An 18,042-nucleotide genomic window follows, 5' to 3' on the forward strand; every position below is an offset into this window, starting at 1 on the left:
GGAGTGCGCATGATCGAGCAGACCCTAAACAACGTCTTCGGCTACTCCGAGTTCCGCGCCGGCCAGCGCGCGGTGATCGAGGCACTGGTCGAGGGCCGCTCGGCGGCGGCGATCTTTCCCACCGGCTCCGGCAAGTCGCTGTGCTATCAATTGCCGGCACTGCACCTGCCGCACCTGACACTGGTGGTCTCGCCGCTGCTGGCGCTGATGCAGGACCAGCTCGACTTCCTGGCCCGCCTTGGCATCGCCGCGGCGAGCATCGACTCGCGCCAGAGCCGCGAGGAGGCCAGCGCGGTGATGGACGGCGTGCGCCGCGGCGAGATCCGCATCCTGATGATCTCGGTGGAAAGGCTCAAGAACGAGCGCTTTCGCGCCTTCCTGCGCCAGCTGCCGGTATCGCTGCTGGTGGTCGACGAGGCCCACTGCCTTTCGGAGTGGGGGCACAACTTCCGCCCCGACTACCTCAAGCTGCCCGACTACCAGCGCGAGTTCGCGATTCCCCAGGCGCTGCTGCTCACCGCCACCGCCACGCCGCGGGTGATCGCGGACATGCGCGAAAGCTTCGCCATCGAGTCCCGCGACGTCACGCTGACCGGCTTCTACCGGGCCAACCTCAACCTGTTGGTGCAGCCCGTCGCGGCCGAGCAGCGCGCCCGGGCGCTGCGCGACTGGTTGCGCCCGCGCCTTGCCGGTGACGCGCCACAGCCGAGCATCGTCTACGTCACCCTGCAAAAGCGCGCCGAGCAGCTCGCCGCCTATCTCGACAAGGCGGGCATCCTCGCCCGCGCCTATCACGCCGGGCTCAAGAACGACGCCCGCGACGCCCTGCAGCGCGCCTTCATGAACGGCGAGGTCAACTGCATCGTCGCCACCATCGCCTTCGGCATGGGCATCGACAAGGCCGACATTCGCAACGTCGTCCACGTCGACCTGCCCAAGTCGATCGAGAACTACAGCCAGGAGATCGGCCGCGCCGGGCGCGACGGCCAGCCCGCCGACTGCCTGATGCTGGGCGGCCGCGACACCCTGGCCGCGCTGGAGAACTTCGTCTACGGCGACACCCCGGAGCGCGACGGCATCCAGCGGGTGCTGCGCACGATTCGCGAGGCGGCGCCGCGGGGCCAGTGGGAGCTGACCCTCAATGCGCTCTCCCAGCACAGCAATATTCGCCCGCTGCCGCTCAAGACGCTGCTGGTGCAGCTCGAGCTGCGCGGGGTGATCGCGCCGCGCTACGCCTACTTCGCCGAGTACCGCTTCCAGTACCTGATCGAGCCCGAGGCGCTGACCGCGCGCTTTACGGGCGAGCGCGGCGATTTCGTCGCCGCCCTCGTCGCGGCGTCGCCACGCGCCAAGACCTGGTGCACGCTGGATCTCGAGGCGCTGGCGCGGCTGGGCGCCGAGCGCGGCCTCGACGTATCCCGCATGCGGGTGATCCGCGCCCTGGAATACTTCAACGATCAGGGCCTGATCGCGCTGGAAAGCAAGCAGATGACCGAGGTCTACGCGATCCGTCAGCCGGATCTCGACGTCCAGGCTCTCGCCGACGACCTGCACGGCTACTTCCAGAGCAAGGAACGCGCCGAGATCGATCGCCTCGAGGCGATGCTCGCACTGTTCGAGTCCGAGACGTGTCTCAGCCGCCGGCTGGCCCAATACTTCGGCGACACGTGCTTCGGCGACACCGACGCCCCGCAGCGCTGCGGCCACTGCTCGGTGTGCCGGGGCCAGGTGGCGCGGCTGCCCGCTGGCGAGTCGCTGCCCGCGCTCGACAGCCAGCGTGTCGGCCCGCTCTGCGCGCCGCTGATTGCACGGCTGGACGAGGCCGGCGACGCCCCGCCGCCCAGCGCCGACCTGCTGACGCGCTTTCTGACCGGGCTGGCCACGCCGCTGCTGACCCGCCTGAAAGCCCGCCAGCTCAAGGGTTACGCGGCCCTGGAGGCCTGGCCCTATGCCGAGGTGCGCAAGGCCGTCGCGAATCACCTGGACTAACGAATCAACCGCGCTGACGTTCACTCCGCGCCGAGACCATGGCGCTTGAGCTTGTTGGCGATGGTGGTGTGCGAGACGCCGAGCCGGCGCGCCAGCAACCGGCTGGAGGGATATTCATCGTAGAGCGTGGCCAGCACGCGCTTTTCGACCTCGCCGAGAATCTCGCCCAGCGAGCCCTGGAGGTCGACCCCGGCGAGTCCCGGCGTCGCGCCGACATCGGGCATGCGCAGATGACTGACCTGAAGCGCGCCGTCCTCGCACAGCGAGACCGCCTGGAACAGCACGTTCTCGAGCTGGCGCACGTTGCCCGGCCAGTGGTAGTTGACCAGCCGCGCCCGCGCGGGCTCGGAGAGCGCCGGTAGCGGACAGCCGATCTGGCGCGCGGCGCGATCGATGAAATGCTCGGCGAGCTCGCCAATGCCGTCCAGGCATTCGCGCAGCGGCGGAATATGCACCGCCAGCACGTTGAGGCGATGATAGAGATCCTGACGAAACAGCCCGTCGGCGCACAGCCGCGGCAGGTCCTGCTGGGTGGCGCAGATCACCCGCACGTCGAGATAGGTCTCCTCGTCGCTGCCCACGCGGCGAAACCCGCCATCCTGCAGAAAGCGCAGCAACTTGACCTGCAGCCGCGGGCTCATCTCGCCGACCTCGTCGAGAAAGATGGTGCCGCCGGCAGTCAGTTCGAGCAGCCCCAGCTTGCCCTCGGGGCGCGCACCCTCGAAGGCGCCGGGGGCATAGCCGAACAGCTCGGTCTCGGCCATCGACTCGGGCAACCCGGCGCAGCTCAGCGCCATGAACGGCGCCTGGCCGCGCGGGCTGGCCAGGTGGCAGGCGCGCGCCAGCAGCTCCTTGCCGGTGCCGGTTTCGCCCTCGATCAGCAGCGGCGCATCGAGCGGCGCCATGCGTCGCGCTTCGCGCACCACCCCGGCCAGCCGCGGGCTGGCCTGGAAGATCGCCTCGAAGCCGCGCAACTCCTGGCGCTGGACATGATAGATACGCTCGCCGACGCGATCGGCGCGGTGCAGCGTCACCACCGCGCCGGCCAGCGAGGCGACGTCGTCCTTTTCGCTGTGCAGCGGCGCGATGTCGGCCAGGTAGATCGCCTCGTTGAGCTTGAGCCGCAAGCCGTTGACCCGGGCGTTGTTGCGGCGCACCAGCTCGGGGAGGTCGAGATCGTGGATGTAACGATCCAGCGACAGCCCCGGCACCTCGTCGACGCGCACCCCGAGCATCTGACCCGCGGCGCGATTGGCGGCGACGATGCGCCCTCCCATGTCGATCGACATCACCGGATCGGACAGCGACGACAGCAGCGCATCGAGCTCGAGATGGCGGCGCTCGCTGGGCATCAGGCTGACCCGCTTGACGCTGAACACCCCGGGCACCGCCTCGAGCGCCGGGCGCAACGTGGCGAGCTGGGCGTACAGCAGGTTGGGCACGTGCAGGTAGATGGCGTTGCCCTGATCGCCGCCCACCTCGCCGCGAGCGACGTTGAGGCCATAGTCGGCGAACGGCGAGACGATATCGCGCAGTATGCCGATGCGGTTCTGGCAGTGGAGCTTGAGGCGCATGGGGCGAATCCTGAACGTAACTATTCAGCTCATGCCGCCTGATCCTGGTCGTCCTGTCGCATGAAGGTGGGCACCTCGCCGGCAAACAGTTGCTCCAGCGCCGTATGCGCCGCCATGCCTTGCTTGACCGCGGTGGAGAGGAAGCTGCGCATCCGACAGAAGATCTCGGCGCCCTCCCAGGCACGAAAACAGCCCGAGATCTTCTGCTGCACCTTGGTCATCCGCAGGTCGCGCTCCCCCTGGTTGTTGGTGAAAGGCGCGGCGGGATCCTCGAGAAAACGCAGCACGTCGTCCTCGTACGCCTGGAGACGTTCCAGCAGGTTGCGCGCTTTTGTGCGTTTGGCACGCCCGCGCGTCCCGGGCGGTGGCTTTGCCGGTGGCGGGCACTCGGCGTCGCCCGCCGCCAGGCAGCGTCGGTAACGCGCTCGCCAGCGCTGGGCCTCATCGGCGCAGAGGCAGCCGCCGGCGGCATCCACCGCTCGGCTCATGGCCAACAGCAGGTCATGGAGCGACTTGGCCCAGCGCTGGTGGTCGTTTTCCCAGACCGCCGTCAATTCCCGCAGGTGATGGGCATTGCACAGGACATGCCGGCAATCCGAGTAGCGGTAGTAGGGCTTCCAATGATCATGCACCAGCACGCCACACACGAAGGGCAATACGCCGATGGCATCCATCGCCTCCTGGCCGCGCTTGGGATGCGGGGCCAACCAGGTCAGGGCGTCATTGGAGGCACTGTGCAGCCAGTAACGCTTGCCGCCCACCTGCATCCCGGTTTCATCGGCATGCACGGTGGGCGCTTGGCGTAGCGCCGGGACCACCCACTCGGCGAACGCCTCGGCCCGCTGGTAGGCCTCCTGGTTGAAGGCGAACAGCGTGCCGGTGCTCAACGACAGGCCACACTGCGAGGTGAGCAGCTCCCGAATGCGCGCATAGGGCAGCAGCTGGTACTGCGAGAGATAGACCGCGTGTGCCTTGAGGCGCGGCCCATACTGGATGGGCCGCGTCACACCCTCGGGGAATGGCGCCACATGGCGCTGCCTCTGGTCATCTTCCACTATCTCGGCCTGGTACTCGGTGACCACGGCCTGGATCACGATGTCCTGCACCTGGCGGGTCTCGACGCCAATGCTGCGATAGGTGCGCCCTGTAGGCAGATGCCGACGATCGACGCGGAGCTTGACCACCTCGTCGGGGTTCGTCACCGGCGCCAACGTCTTGCCCGCATGCCCTGGCTGCCCACCGGGACGGCGTTCGCCTTTGGCGCGCGAGCGGCGCTGGCGGTTGGGATCCTGGGACGGTGGCTTGCTGCTGTTGCGGCTGCCGGTGGCCAACCGGTCGGCCATGAGCTTGACCAGCAGCATCAGCACGTCGATGGCGGCACGCAGCGACGGGGAGACCGTGCGGTCTTCCTTGAGCTGCTGCCGGACCCGTTCCAGGGCCTCGTCGACGTTGATGTCGCTGATGGTCATGTCACCGCATGGCGTAGTGGTATCTCGGGACACCATGCCAGAGAAATCAGCTGGTTGGCGACCCTAATTCAGAACCACCTGAATAGTTACTCCTGAACGAACAATAGGCAATTCTCGTCACGGCGACGTGACTCGCTGTAACGCTATCCTGACAGCCGGAACGCGCTCAATGCGTTCGACAGGGTCCATTGGTCGAGAACGGACGCGCCCAACGGGGTGTCTGTAAATACAACGTTACACCGCATCGTTCCAAACCTCGCCGGCCACGCCGAAAAGCCCTCGTCGCCGCTGTCGTTCGCCCTATGCTGGAAGCACGATCATGACAATGACAATGACAACGACAACCCGCATGACAACGACAACCCCGACGGGAGTCCGCCATGGCCAAGCACACCCAGTATCAGGCCCACCAGCCGAATGCCGACGGCCTCATCGACTACAGCGCCAGCGAACACCGCACCTGGCAGGCGCTGATGGAACGTCAACTGGCGATTATCGAGGGTCGCGTCTGCCAGGAGTATCTCGACGGATTGGAGCGCCTGGCGCTGCCCAACGAGCGCATCCCGCAACTCGGCGACGTCGATCGCGTGCTGCAGGCGACCACCGGCTGGCAGACCGCCGCGGTCCCCGCGCTGATTCCGTTCGATACCTTCTTCGAGCTGCTCGCCAACCGGCGTTTCCCGGTCGCCACCTTCATTCGCACCCCCGAGGAGATGGACTACCTGCAGGAGCCGGACATCTTTCACGAGATCTTCGGCCACTGCCCGATGCTCACCAACCCCGATTTCGCCGAGTTCACCGAGACCTACGGCAAGCTCGGCCTGGCCGCCAGCAAGCAGGAACGGGTCTATCTCGCCCGGCTGTACTGGATGACCGTGGAGTTCGGCCTGGTCGACACGCCCGAGGGGCGGCGCATCTATGGCGGCGGCATCATCTCCTCGCCCAAGGAGACCTTCCATGCGCTCTCGGACGTCACGGCCCATCACCCCTTCGACCCGGTCGACGCCCTGCGCACGCCCTATCGCATCGATATCCTGCAACCGTTGTATTACGTGATTGACGATCTCGCCACGCTGCACGACCTTGCCGGACAGGACATCATGGCGCTGGTCCGCGAAGCCATGCGGCTGGGTCTCTACCCGCCGACCTTCGAGCCCAAGCCCAAGATAGCCGAGGCCTGAGCGACGCCACCCGGACAGATCGACACACCCCCTATGCCAGAAGGAGCCCCAATGAACGAGCTTTCTCAACACGAGCTTTCTCAACAACAGTGCGAAGCCTGCAGTTTCGACGCGCCGCGCGTCTCCCACAGCGAGATCGAGCGCTTCAAGGCCGCCATCCCCGACTGGCAGATCGTCGAGCGCGATGGCATCATGCAGTTGGAACGTCCTTTCACGTTCCGCAACTTCAAGCAGGCCCTGGCGTTCACCAACCGCATCGGTGAGCTGGCCGAGGAAGCCGGCCATCACCCGGCGCTGCTCACCGAATGGGGCAAGGTCACCGTGACCTGGTGGTCCCATGCGATCAAGGGTCTGCACAAGAACGACTTCATTCTGGCCGCCAGAACCGACGAGGTAGCAGAGTCCAATGTTCGAGCAGATTGAGCGGGTACCCGGGGACGCCATCCTCGGGCTGATCGAGGCCTTCAACAAGGACCCCAATCCGCAGAAGGTCGACCTGGGCGTCGGCGTCTACCGTGACGCCCAGGGCGTGACCCCGATCATGCGCGCGGTCAAAAAGGCCGAGGCGCTGCTGCTGAAGAACGAGACCACCAAGAGCTACATCGGCTCCCACGGCGATCCGCGCTACGCCAAGGTGGTGCTGCCGCTGGTGCTGGGCGCCGAATCGCCGGTGCTCGCCGCCGACCGCGCCAGCGCCACCCAGTCGCCGGGCGGCACCGGCGCGCTGCGCCTGGCCGCCGATTTCGTCAAGACCAACCTGCCCGGCAAGGGCATCTGGGTGTCGGACCCGACCTGGCCCAATCACCTGGGGATCTTCCAGGCCGCCGGCATCGAGCTGCACAAGTACCCCTACGTCGACGCCGACAACCGCCTCGACTTCGACGGCATGCTGAGCGCCCTCAAGCAGATTCCCCACGGCGACGTGGTGGTGCTGCACGCCTGCTGCCACAACCCGTCGGGCTTCGACCTGAGCCGCGAACAGTGGCAGCAGGTGCTCGAAACGGTGCGCGAGCGCGACCTGCTGCCGCTGGTCGATTTCGCCTACCAGGGCTTCGGCGACGGCCTCGACGAGGACGCCTACGGCGCCCGGCTGATGGCCGAGAACCTCGACGAAGTGCTGATCACCAGCTCCTGCTCGAAGAACTTCGGCATCTACCGCGAGCGCACCGGCTGTTTGATCGCCATCGCCAAGAACCACGAGCAGATGCAGAACGTGCGCTCGCAATTGGCCATCGTCGCCCGCGAGAACTATTCCAACCCGCCGGCGCATGGTGGCTCGATCGTCTACGAGATCCTCGAATCCGCCGAACTGGCCGCCGTTTGGCGCGATGAGCTCACCGAGATGCGCAATCGCATCAACGGTTTGCGTCGCGAGTTCGTCGACGCGCTGGCGCCCTATGGCCTCGACGGGCAGTTCGCCCACGTCGCCGAGCAGCGCGGCATGTTCTCGTATACCGGCCTTAAGCCCGAGCATGTCGATCGGTTGCGCGACGAGTACGGCATCTACCTGGTGCGTTCGGGGCGCGCCAACGTCGCCGGGCTGGCCAGCGAGAACCTGCCCTACGTCGCCAAGGCGATCGCCGCCGTCGTCAAGTAACGCGTGCCGTCGCGCATGTTCGATAGACGCCCGGGTCCGCCCCGGGCGTTTTCCGTTGAAGGATGGCCCTCATGAATCGAGCGCCCGTCACCGTCGTCGGCGCCGGCGTCACCGGCTTGACCACCGCACTGGCGCTGCACGAGGCCGGCTATCCGGTCCGAATCGTCGACCCGGCCGCGCCCGGCAGCGGCACCAGCGCCGCCAACGGCGCGCAACTCTCCTGGGCGTTCGTCGCCCCGCTCGCCGAACCCGGGGTATTGCCCCAGCTGCCCGGCTGGCTGCTCGGCTCCGACAGCCCGATCCGCTGGGTGCCGCGCCTCGACCCCGCCCTGCCCGGCTGGGGACTTCAGTTCCTGCGCGCCTGCACGCCTCGGCGCGCCCGCGCCACCACCGCGGCGTTGCTCGAGCTGGCTGCGCTGGGCCGCCCACAGCTCGACGACTGGCGCACCCGCCTCGAACTCGACTTCGACTGGCGCGCCAACGGCAAGCTGTTGCTCTATCGGGACGCAGAGGCATTGGCCAAAGCCGGCCGCCAGGTCGACTTCCAACGCCGGCTGGGCGTGGAGCAGCGGCTTATCGAGCGCGACGCGCTGCTCGAACGCGAGCCGGCCCTCGAGCATCTACGCGATCAGCTCGCCGGCGCGCTGTGGACGCCCGGCGAGGCGCTCGGCGATTGCCGGCGCTTTTGCGAGGCCGTCGCCGACCATCTAGCCGATCAGGGCGTCGCCTTCGTCAAGCGTGGCGTCGCGCGCCTGGAAACCCGCCACGGCCGGCTGGTCGCCTGGCACGACGACCGGGGCGAGCGTCACGTCCTGGATACCGGCGAAACATTGATCGTGGCCGCCGGCCTTGCCAGCCGTCGCCTGCTGGCTGAAGTCGGCATTCAGATACCGCTCTATCCGCTCAAGGGCTATAGCCTGACCCTGCCGCTCGACGCCGGCGATGCGGCGCCCGAGGCCAGCGTCACCGACGGCGCCCACAAGATGGTCTATGCGCGCCTCGGCCAGGGCGACCAACGGCGGCTGCGGATCGCCGGAATCGCCGATCTCGACGGCTGGCAGGCACAGCCGCGCGCCCCGCGAATCGAGCTGCTCAAGCGCCGGGCCTGCGCGTTCCTGCCGGCGCTGGCCGAACGCATCACCGCCGCCGAGCCCTGGACCGGCCTGCGCCCGGCGACGCCCGACGGGCGCCCGCGGCTCGGTCCCACCGGCATCGACGGTTTGTGGGTCAACGCCGGGCAAGGCGCGCTCGGCTGGACGCTGGCACCGGGCTCGGCGCTGGCCCTGCGCACGGCGCTCGACGGAGACGCCACCGCCATCGCGGCCTTTCGCGGCAAGCCTGCCTGATGCGGTTCGGCCAGGCCGGTTCGCGTCGAAGCTGGCCGGACTATTGGCTGGATACAGGCGACCGGGTCGAGAAGGCCCGCGAGCAGAGTGCCCTTCGCTTCTCGCCCTGTATGCCGTGGCCGGCGCCAAGCGCGGCCTGGCGGTGGGTATCGATCAGGCCGCCGCATAGCGGCGAATATCCAGGCCCCGGGGGTCGATCGCCGGTGAGCGACCGCTCATCAGGTCGGCGAGGAGATGAGCGCTGCCGCAGCTCATCGTCCAGCCCAGCGTGCCGTGTCCGGTATTCAGCCATAAATTGGCGTACCGGGTAGCACCGATGATCGGCGTCGAGTCCGGGGTCATCGGACGCAATCCGGTCCAGAATTCGCCCTTCTCGACGTCGCCGCCCTCGGGGAATTCACCATGCTGGTGGTGGCACGACGCTTTCCAGCAGGCTCAGATCGTAGGCGGCGAGCTCAGCGGTGCCGCCCACGCGGATTCGATCGTCGAAGCGCGAGATCGCCACCTTGAAGGTTTCGTCCATCACCGTCGATTGCGGCGCCCCGCCATCGTCGGTGACCGGCACCGGTGAGGCTGTAGCCCTTGACCGGATAGATCGGCAGGCGCAGGTCGAGATCCCTGGCCAGGAACGGCGAGTAACTGGCCAGGCAGACGACGTAGCCATCCGCGCTCAGCTCGCCGGCCGAGTCACGATGCCCTCGATCTGCCCGGTTCGGCGCCTGATGCGCTCGATGGTGGTATTGAAACGAAATTCGACTCCCAATCGCTCACGGCAATAGTCGGCCAGGTTCCAGGTGATTATCTCGTATTTTTTTCTTTTATTTTACAAAACAACAAAATAACCAATAATAATAGTAAAAATATAAAATAAAGGCATAAATATCAGTTTATAACACTGGTACGCCTGCCGCGTTCGTCGATCGAGCGCCTGAACATCAAATAAGCCAGCCCGCCGGCCAGCCCATTGCCGATGGCCGCACCCAACGCCGTGCCGGCGATGCCACCCCATTGGGTACCCAGCCATAGACACGGCAGGTAGCAGGCAAACAACCGCGCGCAGGACAGCAGCATGGCCCGCAGCGGCCAGCCCAGCGCATTCGAGGCCGACACCACCAGCATGCACAGCCCGAGCAACGCATAGCTCGGCAACAGGCCGCGGATCAGCACACTCAGCTCGCCACGTACCTCAGGATTACCCGAGAGCGCCATCGCCACCCAGGGCGCGAACAGTGCCAGCACGCCGCCCAGCGCCAGTTGCCACAAAACCGCCACCTTGAACGCCAGCGCCATCAAGCGGCGAATCTGCGGCCAATCGCCGGCGCCGTAACAGCGCCCCAGCCAGGGCGGCAACGACATGGTCAGCGCCAGCACCACCATCAGCGAAACGGTTTCCAGGCGACTCGCCATGCCCCAGGCGGCCACGCTGGTTGGGCCCAGCGAGGCGACGATCGCCGTCGCCAGCATCGCCGCCAGCGGCGGCATCAGCTGGCTGACCATGGCCGGCCCGGCGATCGCCGTGAAGGGGCCCAGCGAACGCCGGGCCTCCCCGACCAGCCCGTGACGCGCCAGCCAATCGGTCTTGCCCAGCCGACGGCCCAGAATCACCAGCCCGGCGCCGAATGCCAGCGCCGTGGCCCAGGCGGCACCGGGCAGGCCCAGCCCCGGCCAGCCACCGATGCCGAAGATCAGCAATGGATCGAGCAGCAGGTTGATCAGGCTGGTGATCACCATCAGCTTGCCGGGCAAGCGGGTATCGCCGTGCGCACGGAACAGGCTGTAACCGAAATACAGCGCCGCCCCCAGCCAGGCGGCCAGCAACTGCGGCGCCCAGTAGCTGCGGATCAACGGCAGTAGTTCGGGCGCGGCGCCGAGTTGGCGAAACAGCGGCTCCTGGGCGCTCAACAGCACCAGTGCCAACAGCGCGATGATTGCACCACCACCCAGCAGTACCAGACTGCCCAGCCGCCTTGCGCGAGCCTGCTCATCGGCGCCCAGCGCCCGCGAGATCAACGCGGCGATGGCGATACCCAGCCCTACCTGCACGCCGATGATCAAGAACGACAAGGGAAAGGTGAACGACTGCGCGGCCAGCGGTGCGGTGCCCAATCGGGCGATGAAAGCGCTGTCGACCAATTGGAAACCGAGCAGCGACAATACCCCCAGCGCCATGGGCCAGGTCTGTTGCCAGAGTTGTCGAGGCAGCGTCGCGGCCACTGGAGCTCCTTGCGAATCAAGGGGAGCGCATTCTGGCATGGGAGCGAGGTCTTATCGATCTGCCACGGCGATTGCCGCGAGCGAGCGGCATCGCAAGCCGGCTCCGCGTGTCGACTGGCTATCGTTCCTTGCGAATCGGCGACCCGAGGCGGCTCTGCCCTTCGTCATTGCCACCATAATCCGACAGACAACAGTGCGAGCGTCGAGAGCAGCGTCGCCACATTGACGCCCATCACGCGCATCAGTGCCTCGCGATCTTCCAGCACGCAAGGTAGACGCAGGACCACCCACAGCGCCGCGGGAAGCGTGAGCCAGGCCAGCCAGACCCCCGCCGGCAGCAGTTGGCTTACCCGCCCCAGCGCGATCAGCGCGTAGCCGCCCAGCAGCAAGGCCCCAACCCACCGCGAGGCGCGGGGCAAGCCCAGCACGATGGGCAGATGGCGGCGACCGATACGCCGGTCGGCCTCCCTATCGGGAAACTGGTTGATCAGCAGTAGTTCACTGACCAGCAGCAGCGCGACCATCGAGGCAATCAGCGCCCCCCCATCGAGTTGCCCGCCTGACGCGACCAGGCTGCCCAGCACCATGCTCGGGCCGAAGCCCAGCCCCGGCGCCAGCAGGCATAACGGCGGCGAGCGGGTAATCCAGCGTGTATAGGCCACTATCAAGACCACGCCGCTCAGGCCCAGCACCAGCATCGGCCAGCCTCGCAGCCACAGGAAGTAGATACCGATCGCCACGACGACCGCCAGCATGCAGCATGCCGTGATCAATACGCCGGGTGCCGCCGAGGGCGTTTCTGGCAACGCACCGCTGCCGCCGGAGAACGGGGTTCGCCGGGTGAGCATGTCGAGGCCGGAGCGAAAATCGTCATACTCGTTGAGCAGGTTGACGGCTACATGAGCAAGCAGCCCGCCGATCAGCACCAGCACCACCTCGAGGGGGTCGAGGACGACCGACTGGCGAGCGGCGAGGCTCACCCCCAGCACTACGCAAAGCGGCGCCAATACTAGAAAGTCGGGGCGAGAGGCCCGCGCCACCGCGATGGTCGACATGCAGACCCCTTGATTGCCCCAGGTGAAGGCCCGGCTCGCTCAGGCGTCCCACTTGGGTGCGAAATCCGGGTTGGCGATCCGCTCGCCCACATCCAGACGCTCGATGCGCGCCATCTCGTCATCGCTCAGGGTCAGCTCGAGCGCCGCCAGGTTGGCTTGCTGATGCTCGGGCCGGGTGGACGAGGGAATCACCGCGATATCGCGCGACGCAACCCAGGCCAGCGCGACTTGGGCCGGCGTGGCGTCGTGATCGTCAGCGATCTGGCGGAGCACCGGTTCGTTCATCACCTTACCGACGGCGAGCGGCATGTAGCCGGTGACCTCAAGCCCCTTGGCCTGGCTGTGCTCGACCAGCGTTCGGTTGGCCAGGAATGGATGGACTTCGATCTGGTTGGTAATCAGATGCTCGCCTCCCGGTACCGACAGTGCCTCATCGAGATGCGCCAGGGTGAAGTTCGAGACGCCGATGTGCCGGGCCAGTCCCTTCTCGCGTGCCGCGTTGAGCGCGCCGATGTATTCCGCCATGGGTATCTCGTCATTGGGCGACGGCCAATGGATCAGCGCCAGATCGACCCGCTCGACGGCGAGCTTGCGACAGCTTTCCTCGAGGCTGGCGATCAGCTCATCGTGACGAAAGCGATCCCACCAGACCTTGGTGGTCAGGAATATCTCGTCGCGAGGCACGCCGCTTTGCTTGATGGCCTCGCCGACCGGCTGCTCGTTATCGTAGATCTGGGCGGTATCGATGTGTCGATAGCCGAGCGCAAGAGCCGACTTGACCGAATCGATGACCTGCTGGTCCTTGAGGCGATAGGTACCGAGACCGATGCGCGGAATGATGTTTGATTGGGCCATGCTAGCCTCCCTGCCTTTTTCGGAGCGTTCGTCGGCCAGCAGGACCGACATTATTGAAATTGAGGTCGGCGGCCGGGCATTTCAAGGCCGTTAGAGGTCTAGCGATCGCCGCGGAGCGAACTCGGCACGCCACTGCCAACTCGTGTCCGAAGGCATTAGACTGAAGTTTCCTGTCGAGTGGGGATGATGATGAGCGAAACCGCGAATGTCGTGCTGGTAGGCGCCGGGCATGCCCACCTGCACGTCGCCGGCCATGCCCGTCGCCTGATCGAGCGCGGTGCGCATGTGACGCTGATCTCTCCCGGCGACTTCTGGTACTCCGGCATGGCCACCGGCATGCTCGGCGGCGACTACGAGGCCAGCCAGGACCGGCTCGACCCGGCATCGCTGATCAGGGCCCAGGGCGGCGAATTCATCGCCGACCGGGTGAGCGGTATCGACCGCCAGCGGCGTCAGGTGCAGCTCGTCGGTTCGCCACCGCTCGCTTATGATCTGCTGTCGTTGAACCTGGGCAGTCGCGTCGATCCCTCAACGATCTTCGGCCTGTCGAGTGGTGACAACGTCTGGCCGGTGAAACCCATCGCAACTCTGTGGCGGCTGCGCCAGCAGCTCGAATCGGCGCTCGCCGGCAACGCCGAAGCGCCGCGCCTGGCGGTCATCGGTGGCGGACCCACCGGAGTCGAACTGACCGCCAACCTGGTCGCGCTCTACGCCCGCTACGGGCGCGAACCTGGCATCACCCTGGTCAGCGCCAGCGAAAGATTGCTGCCCAACGCACCACGCGCCGCCGGCGCGTGGATCGAGCGACGCCTGGAACGGCGTGGAGTGCGCCTCGAACTGGCCGCCTCGGCCGTGGGCTATCAAGCCGGCGAGCTGCGCCTCGACGACGGCATGCGTCTGAGCGTCGAGCATGTGGTGCTCGCCAACGGTTTGATCGCCCCTGAGCTTACCGGCGAGCTTGGCCTTGCCTGCGATTCGCGCCAAGGCCTGGCCATCACCCCGGCGCTGCACAGCCCCGACGACTCGCGCATCTTCGCCGTCGGCGACTGCGCCTGGCTCCGCCATGCACCTTGCCCCAAGCTCGGCGTATTCGGGGTCCGTCAGGCGCCGGTGCTGCTCGACAATCTCTGCGCCTGGCTCGCCGGCGAGCCGCTGCGCGACTACCAGCCGCAGCGCCGCTATCTATCGGTGCTCAATCTCGGCGATGGGCGCGGCCTGGCACTCTGGGACCGCTGGTGGTGGAAAGGCCGCCTGGCCCTGCAACTCAAGCAGCACCTGGATCGGCGCTTCATGGCCCGCTGCGGTGCGTGAAGACCGAGCCCGCGGCAGGGCCGGGCGCGCGGTAAGCGTATCGGGCTAGCCCGGCGTCATGCCGCGCATCCGCTCGCTGCGTCGGCGCAGCAGTTCCAGCGTGGTCAGCAGCAGCATCGACAGCAGCACCAGCATCGTCGCCACCGCGAGGATCGTCGGGCTTATCTGCTCGCGAATCCCCGACCACATCTGGATCGGCATGGTGCGCTGCTCGGGGCCGGCTATGAACAGCACCACCACCACCTCGTCGAACGAGGTGATGAAGGCGAACAGCGCCCCCGACACCACACCCGGGGTGACCAACGGCAAGACGACCTTGAAGAAGGTCCGGGTGGGGTTGGCGCCCAGGCTGTGCGCGGCACGGTTCAGGGTGGTATCGAAGCTCGACAGCGTGGCGGTCACCGTGATTACCACGAAGGGAATGCCCAGCACCGTGTGGGCGAGGATCACTCCCAGGTAGGTCTGCGCCAGATTGACCTTGGAAAAGAAGAAGAACATCGCCGCCGCCGAAATGATCAACGGCACGATCATCGGCGAGATCAGCAATGCCATCACCGCGCCACGTGCCGGCATGTGTCGGCTCGACAGACCCAGCGCGGCGATCGTACCGAGCATCGTGGCCAGCAACGTCGCAGCGATGCCGACGATGAAACTGTTCTTGATCGAATTGAGCCATTCGCTGGAGGTGAAGAAATCCTGGTACCAGCGCAGCGAATAGCCGTCCGGATCCAGCTGCAGCATAGCCTTGGTGAAGGTGAAATAGGGTTCGGCATTGAACGACAGGGGGATGACCAGCAGCAGCGGACCGATCAGGAACAGGAAGACCAATCCGCACAGCCCCAGGAAGACATAGTGCCAGATGCGTTCGCCACGCGTGGCGTAGGATGGAAGCGCCATTGCGTTACCCCAGCTTGACTTTGTCGACGCCAATCAGGCGATTGAAGACCAGGTAGCAGACCACCACCACGAACAGCAGGATCGAGGCGATCGCCGCCGCCAGCCCCCAGTTGAGCGAGGTCTGCATATGGTAGGCGATGGAATTGGTGATGAAGCGCCCCGATTGCCCGCCGACCAGCGCCGGCGTGATGTAGTAGCCGATCGACAGGATGAACACCAGTATTCCGCCGGCGGCAATCCCGGGAATGGTCAGCGGAAAATACACCCGCCGGAAGCACAGCAAGGGCTTCCCGCCCAGCGAGCGGGCGGCGTGCATGTAACTCGGCGGAATGGTCTTCATCACCGAGTACAACGGCAGGATCATGAACGGCAGCAGGATATGGGTCATGGCGATGATCGTCCCCGTCTTGTTGTAGATCATCTGCCATCGCGCCTCGTCGGCGATGATCCCCAGCGCCACCATCAGATCGTTGAGCACTCCCTGCGACTGCAGGATGGCGATCCAGGTGGTGGTACGCACCAGCAACGAGGTCCAGAACGGCAACAGCACCAGGATCATCAACAGGTTGGAATGGCGCAGCGGCAAGTTGGCGAGCAGGAAGGCGACCGGGTAACCGAGTATCAGGGTCGTCAGCATGATGACGCCACTCATCCAGAACGTTCGCCAGAACAGCGTTCCGTAAACCTGCATGTAATCAGGCACCGCGACGATCTCGCCATCGGGGGAATACTGATGATCGACGGCTGCCAGGTAGTAGGACAGTGTATAGGGCGACGACTCGCGCTTGATCACCCGCCAGGTCGCGAGTTCGCCCCAGTCGTCGTTGATATCGATCAGGGCGGCTTTATAGGGTGCTTCCAGCTTGGCGACACGCCGCGCGGTACCCATCAGCGCCGACCGCATGCCGGATTTCTCGTAGTTGAGACGGCTCGCCACCAGCCCCAGGTTGCGCGCCTTGGCGCCCGCCTCGAGATCGGCGGCCAGCGCGGCGAAGGCCGGCTCGTCGGGTAGCGACTCGCCATCCCAGTCGGCCAGCGCCTGGCTGGTCTGCGGCAGCGCGGTGGAGACTTCGGGGTTGTCGACGCTGCGCCACAGCATGTCGAACAGCGGCATGACGAAAGCGATGATCAAGAACGCCAGCAGCGGCGACACCAGCAGCAGCGCCTTGAGCTTCGAACGCCGCACGGCACGGCGCAGACTGGTCTTAAGCGGTACGCCATCGGCGGTTTTCAGGGGAGCGGTGGGAGATTCGGACACGCGGGTCTCTCCGGAAAGGATTCGAGCCTACCAAGGAGCCACGCCACCCCGGCCGGGGTGGCGTGGCGGAACTTACTGGGCCAGCCAGGCGTTGAAGCGCTGGGTCAGTTCGTCGTTGTGGTCGGCCCAGAACTCGTTGTCCTTGGGGATAGCGGTTTCGAAGTTGGGACCGTAGGTGGGCATGTGCGGCTTCATCTCGATATCGGTACCGGCCAGGGTGGTTACCATCTTGGCCGATGACTTGCGCGCCGGGCCATAGGAAATGTACTTGGCCTGATCGGCCAGCCGCTGGGTATCGGTGGCGAAGTACAGGTAGTCCTTGACCTTGTCGAGCTTGCCGGTGGGCACCACCCAGCCATCGAGCTCGAACACCTGGGCGTCCCAGATGATCTCGAACGGCTGGCCCTCGTTGGCCGCGGCGTTGAAGATACGACCGTTATACGCCGAGCCGAAGGCAACTTCCTGGTCGGCCAGCAGTTGCGGCGGCTGGGCACCCTCTTCCCACCAGATCACCTGATCCTTGATGGTATCGAGCTTGGCGAACGCACGGGCCACGCCCTCTTCGGTCTCGAGCACGTCGTAGACATCTTCCGGCGCCACGCCGTCGGCGACCAATGCCCACTCGAGGTTGTTGATCGGCTTGCGCATCAGCGTGCGTTTGCCCGGATAGTTCTCGAGATCGAAGACGTCGGCGATGGTGCTGGGCTGCTTGTCCTCGGGGAACATCTCGGTATTGAAGGCGACGATGTTGGAATAGACGATCGAGGGTACGAAACACTCATCCAGCGAATTCTCGATGAAGTCTTCGCTGGGCGGCGTGCCGTCGGGTGCGTCGGCCAGCAGCGCATCGTGATCGAGCGGTTCGATCAGCCCCTCGGCGCAGGCGATCAGGGCATCCGCCGGCAACATGTCGACCAGATCCCAGGTCACGTTGCCCGCCTGCGACTGCGCGCGCAGCCCGGCCAGGGCATTGCCGCTACGGTCGATGTTGACGATCTCGTCGCCGGACTTTTTCATCCACGGCTCGTTATAGGCTTTCTGCTGGCTCATGCTGTAGGCCCCGCCCCAGGAGACGATATTCAGCGTCTCGGCCTGCGCGGATACCGCCAGCGTCAACGTGGACAGCCCGAAGGCACCCGCCACGGCGCCCTTGATCAACGTATCCTTGATCAACGTTCCCTTGAAGAGTCTTGTGTTGTTCATGCGGTGTTTCTCCAGTTGTTGTTATCACGCCATCCTGCAATGTCCGGCGAGCGGCAGCGCCACGCCGCCGGGCGACATCGCTTTCGGTTACCT

General features: G+C 65.9%; 15 protein-coding genes and 1 pseudogene. 6 read left to right on the plus strand and 10 right to left on the minus strand.

Annotated elements, in window-relative coordinates; translation table 11 throughout:
* The first annotated feature begins 9 nt into the window (after positions 1-9).
* Positions 10-1,989: a RecQ family ATP-dependent DNA helicase gene (locus HALZIN_RS0111825; protein WP_031384416.1), complete on the plus strand. Its 1,980-nt coding sequence runs from the start codon at positions 10-12 to the stop codon at positions 1,987-1,989.
* Between the two features lie 20 nt (positions 1,990-2,009).
* On the opposite strand, the gene HALZIN_RS0111830 is transcribed toward HALZIN_RS0111825, so the two are convergent.
* A complete protein-coding gene (locus HALZIN_RS0111830) occupies positions 2,010-3,563 on the minus strand; it encodes a sigma-54-dependent transcriptional regulator (RefSeq protein WP_031384417.1) in 1,554 nt (517 codons plus the stop codon).
* A gap of 29 nt (positions 3,564-3,592) precedes the next feature.
* Positions 3,593-5,032: an IS66 family transposase gene (tnpC, locus tag HALZIN_RS0111835; RefSeq protein ID WP_031384418.1), complete on the minus strand. Its 1,440-nt coding sequence runs from the start codon at positions 5,030-5,032 to the stop codon at positions 3,593-3,595.
* Positions 5,033-5,406: 374 nt separating this feature from the next.
* Between tnpC and phhA the strand changes: the two are divergent.
* The 4 genes and pseudogenes from phhA to HALZIN_RS0111855 all read left to right on the plus strand — a co-directional run.
* A pseudogene (phhA, locus tag HALZIN_RS0111840) lies at positions 5,407-6,213 on the plus strand (phenylalanine 4-monooxygenase); the annotation flags it as partial.
* A 51-nt stretch (positions 6,214-6,264) separates the two neighbouring features.
* Complete coding sequence (locus HALZIN_RS0111845) at positions 6,265-6,636, plus strand: 4a-hydroxytetrahydrobiopterin dehydratase (RefSeq protein WP_031384420.1); 372 nt, start codon at positions 6,265-6,267, stop codon at positions 6,634-6,636.
* Positions 6,620-7,810: an amino acid aminotransferase gene (locus HALZIN_RS0111850; RefSeq protein WP_031384421.1), complete on the plus strand. Its 1,191-nt coding sequence runs from the start codon at positions 6,620-6,622 to the stop codon at positions 7,808-7,810. Before HALZIN_RS0111845 ends, HALZIN_RS0111850 begins: the two co-directional genes overlap by 17 nt.
* 71 nt (positions 7,811-7,881) lie before the next feature.
* Positions 7,882-9,156, plus strand: a complete 1,275-nt coding sequence (locus HALZIN_RS0111855) for an FAD-dependent oxidoreductase (protein ID WP_031384422.1) — start codon at positions 7,882-7,884, stop codon at positions 9,154-9,156.
* Positions 9,157-9,309: 153 nt separating this feature from the next.
* On the opposite strand, the gene HALZIN_RS18430 is transcribed toward HALZIN_RS0111855, so the two are convergent.
* The 5 genes from HALZIN_RS18430 to dkgB all read right to left on the minus strand — a co-directional run bounded on the left by HALZIN_RS18430 (position 9,310) and on the right by dkgB (position 13,280).
* Complete coding sequence (locus HALZIN_RS18430) at positions 9,310-9,498, minus strand: FAD-dependent oxidoreductase (protein WP_231664087.1); 189 nt, start codon at positions 9,496-9,498, stop codon at positions 9,310-9,312.
* A 55-nt stretch (positions 9,499-9,553) separates the two neighbouring features.
* On the minus strand, positions 9,554-9,721 hold the full coding sequence (locus HALZIN_RS18435; RefSeq protein ID WP_231664085.1) for a hypothetical protein: 168 nt from the start codon (positions 9,719-9,721) through the stop codon (positions 9,554-9,556).
* A gap of 317 nt (positions 9,722-10,038) precedes the next feature.
* Positions 10,039-11,325 carry an MATE family efflux transporter gene (locus HALZIN_RS0111865; protein WP_231664473.1) on the minus strand — a complete coding sequence of 429 codons (1,287 nt, stop codon included), beginning with the start codon at positions 11,323-11,325 and terminating at the stop codon, positions 10,039-10,041.
* A 209-nt stretch (positions 11,326-11,534) separates the two neighbouring features.
* Positions 11,535-12,425 carry a prenyltransferase gene (locus HALZIN_RS0111870; protein ID WP_031384424.1) on the minus strand — a complete coding sequence of 297 codons (891 nt, stop codon included), beginning with the start codon at positions 12,423-12,425 and terminating at the stop codon, positions 11,535-11,537.
* A gap of 39 nt (positions 12,426-12,464) precedes the next feature.
* Positions 12,465-13,280, minus strand: a complete 816-nt coding sequence (gene dkgB / locus HALZIN_RS0111875; RefSeq protein ID WP_031384425.1) for a 2,5-didehydrogluconate reductase DkgB — start codon at positions 13,278-13,280, stop codon at positions 12,465-12,467.
* A 189-nt stretch (positions 13,281-13,469) separates the two neighbouring features.
* On the opposite strand from dkgB, the gene HALZIN_RS0111880 reads away from it, so the two are divergent.
* A complete protein-coding gene (locus tag HALZIN_RS0111880; RefSeq protein WP_231664467.1) occupies positions 13,470-14,591 on the plus strand; it encodes an NAD(P)/FAD-dependent oxidoreductase in 1,122 nt (373 codons plus the stop codon).
* Between the two features lie 45 nt (positions 14,592-14,636).
* Here HALZIN_RS0111880 and HALZIN_RS0111885 read toward each other — a convergent pair whose 3' ends face one another.
* The 3 genes from HALZIN_RS0111885 to HALZIN_RS0111895 form a co-directional block, all read right to left on the minus strand.
* On the minus strand, positions 14,637-15,488 hold the full coding sequence (locus HALZIN_RS0111885) for an ABC transporter permease (protein WP_031384427.1): 852 nt from the start codon (positions 15,486-15,488) through the stop codon (positions 14,637-14,639).
* A 4-nt stretch (positions 15,489-15,492) separates the two neighbouring features.
* Positions 15,493-16,746: an ABC transporter permease gene (locus tag HALZIN_RS0111890; RefSeq protein WP_035575339.1), complete on the minus strand. Its 1,254-nt coding sequence runs from the start codon at positions 16,744-16,746 to the stop codon at positions 15,493-15,495.
* Positions 16,747-16,818: 72 nt separating this feature from the next.
* The gene (locus tag HALZIN_RS0111895; RefSeq protein WP_051907495.1) at positions 16,819-17,949 is read right to left on the minus strand and encodes an extracellular solute-binding protein; all 1,131 of its coding nucleotides are present in this window, start codon (positions 17,947-17,949) and stop codon (positions 16,819-16,821) included.
* Positions 17,950-18,042 lie beyond the last annotated feature (93 nt).

The sequence above is a fragment of the Halomonas zincidurans B6 genome, from assembly GCF_000731955.1.
Classification (GTDB): Bacteria; Pseudomonadota; Gammaproteobacteria; order Pseudomonadales; family Halomonadaceae; genus Modicisalibacter; species Modicisalibacter zincidurans.

Bases quoted from the DNA above. Each gene is read 5' to 3' on its own strand.
- HALZIN_RS0111825 (WP_031384416.1), top strand. From the start codon at position 10: ATGATCGAGCAGACCCTAAACAACGTCTTCGGCTACTCCGAGTTCCGC.
- HALZIN_RS0111830 (WP_031384417.1), bottom strand. From the start codon at position 3,563: ATGCGCCTCAAGCTCCACTGCCAGAACCGCATCGGCATACTGCGCGAT.
- tnpC (WP_031384418.1), bottom strand. From the start codon at position 5,032: ATGACCATCAGCGACATCAACGTCGACGAGGCCCTGGAACGGGTCCGG.
- HALZIN_RS0111845 (WP_031384420.1), top strand. From the start codon at position 6,265: ATGAACGAGCTTTCTCAACACGAGCTTTCTCAACAACAGTGCGAAGCC.
- HALZIN_RS0111850 (WP_031384421.1), top strand. From the start codon at position 6,620: ATGTTCGAGCAGATTGAGCGGGTACCCGGGGACGCCATCCTCGGGCTG.
- HALZIN_RS0111855 (WP_031384422.1), top strand. From the start codon at position 7,882: ATGAATCGAGCGCCCGTCACCGTCGTCGGCGCCGGCGTCACCGGCTTG.
- HALZIN_RS18430 (WP_231664087.1), bottom strand. From the start codon at position 9,498: ATGACCCCGGACTCGACGCCGATCATCGGTGCTACCCGGTACGCCAAT.
- HALZIN_RS0111865 (WP_231664473.1), bottom strand. From the start codon at position 11,325: ATGGCGCTGGGGGTATTGTCGCTGCTCGGTTTCCAATTGGTCGACAGC.
- HALZIN_RS0111870 (WP_031384424.1), bottom strand. From the start codon at position 12,425: ATGTCGACCATCGCGGTGGCGCGGGCCTCTCGCCCCGACTTTCTAGTA.
- dkgB (WP_031384425.1), bottom strand. From the start codon at position 13,280: ATGGCCCAATCAAACATCATTCCGCGCATCGGTCTCGGTACCTATCGC.
- HALZIN_RS0111880 (WP_231664467.1), top strand. From the start codon at position 13,470: ATGAGCGAAACCGCGAATGTCGTGCTGGTAGGCGCCGGGCATGCCCAC.
- HALZIN_RS0111885 (WP_031384427.1), bottom strand. From the start codon at position 15,488: ATGGCGCTTCCATCCTACGCCACGCGTGGCGAACGCATCTGGCACTAT.
- HALZIN_RS0111895 (WP_051907495.1), bottom strand. From the start codon at position 17,949: ATGAACAACACAAGACTCTTCAAGGGAACGTTGATCAAGGATACGTTG.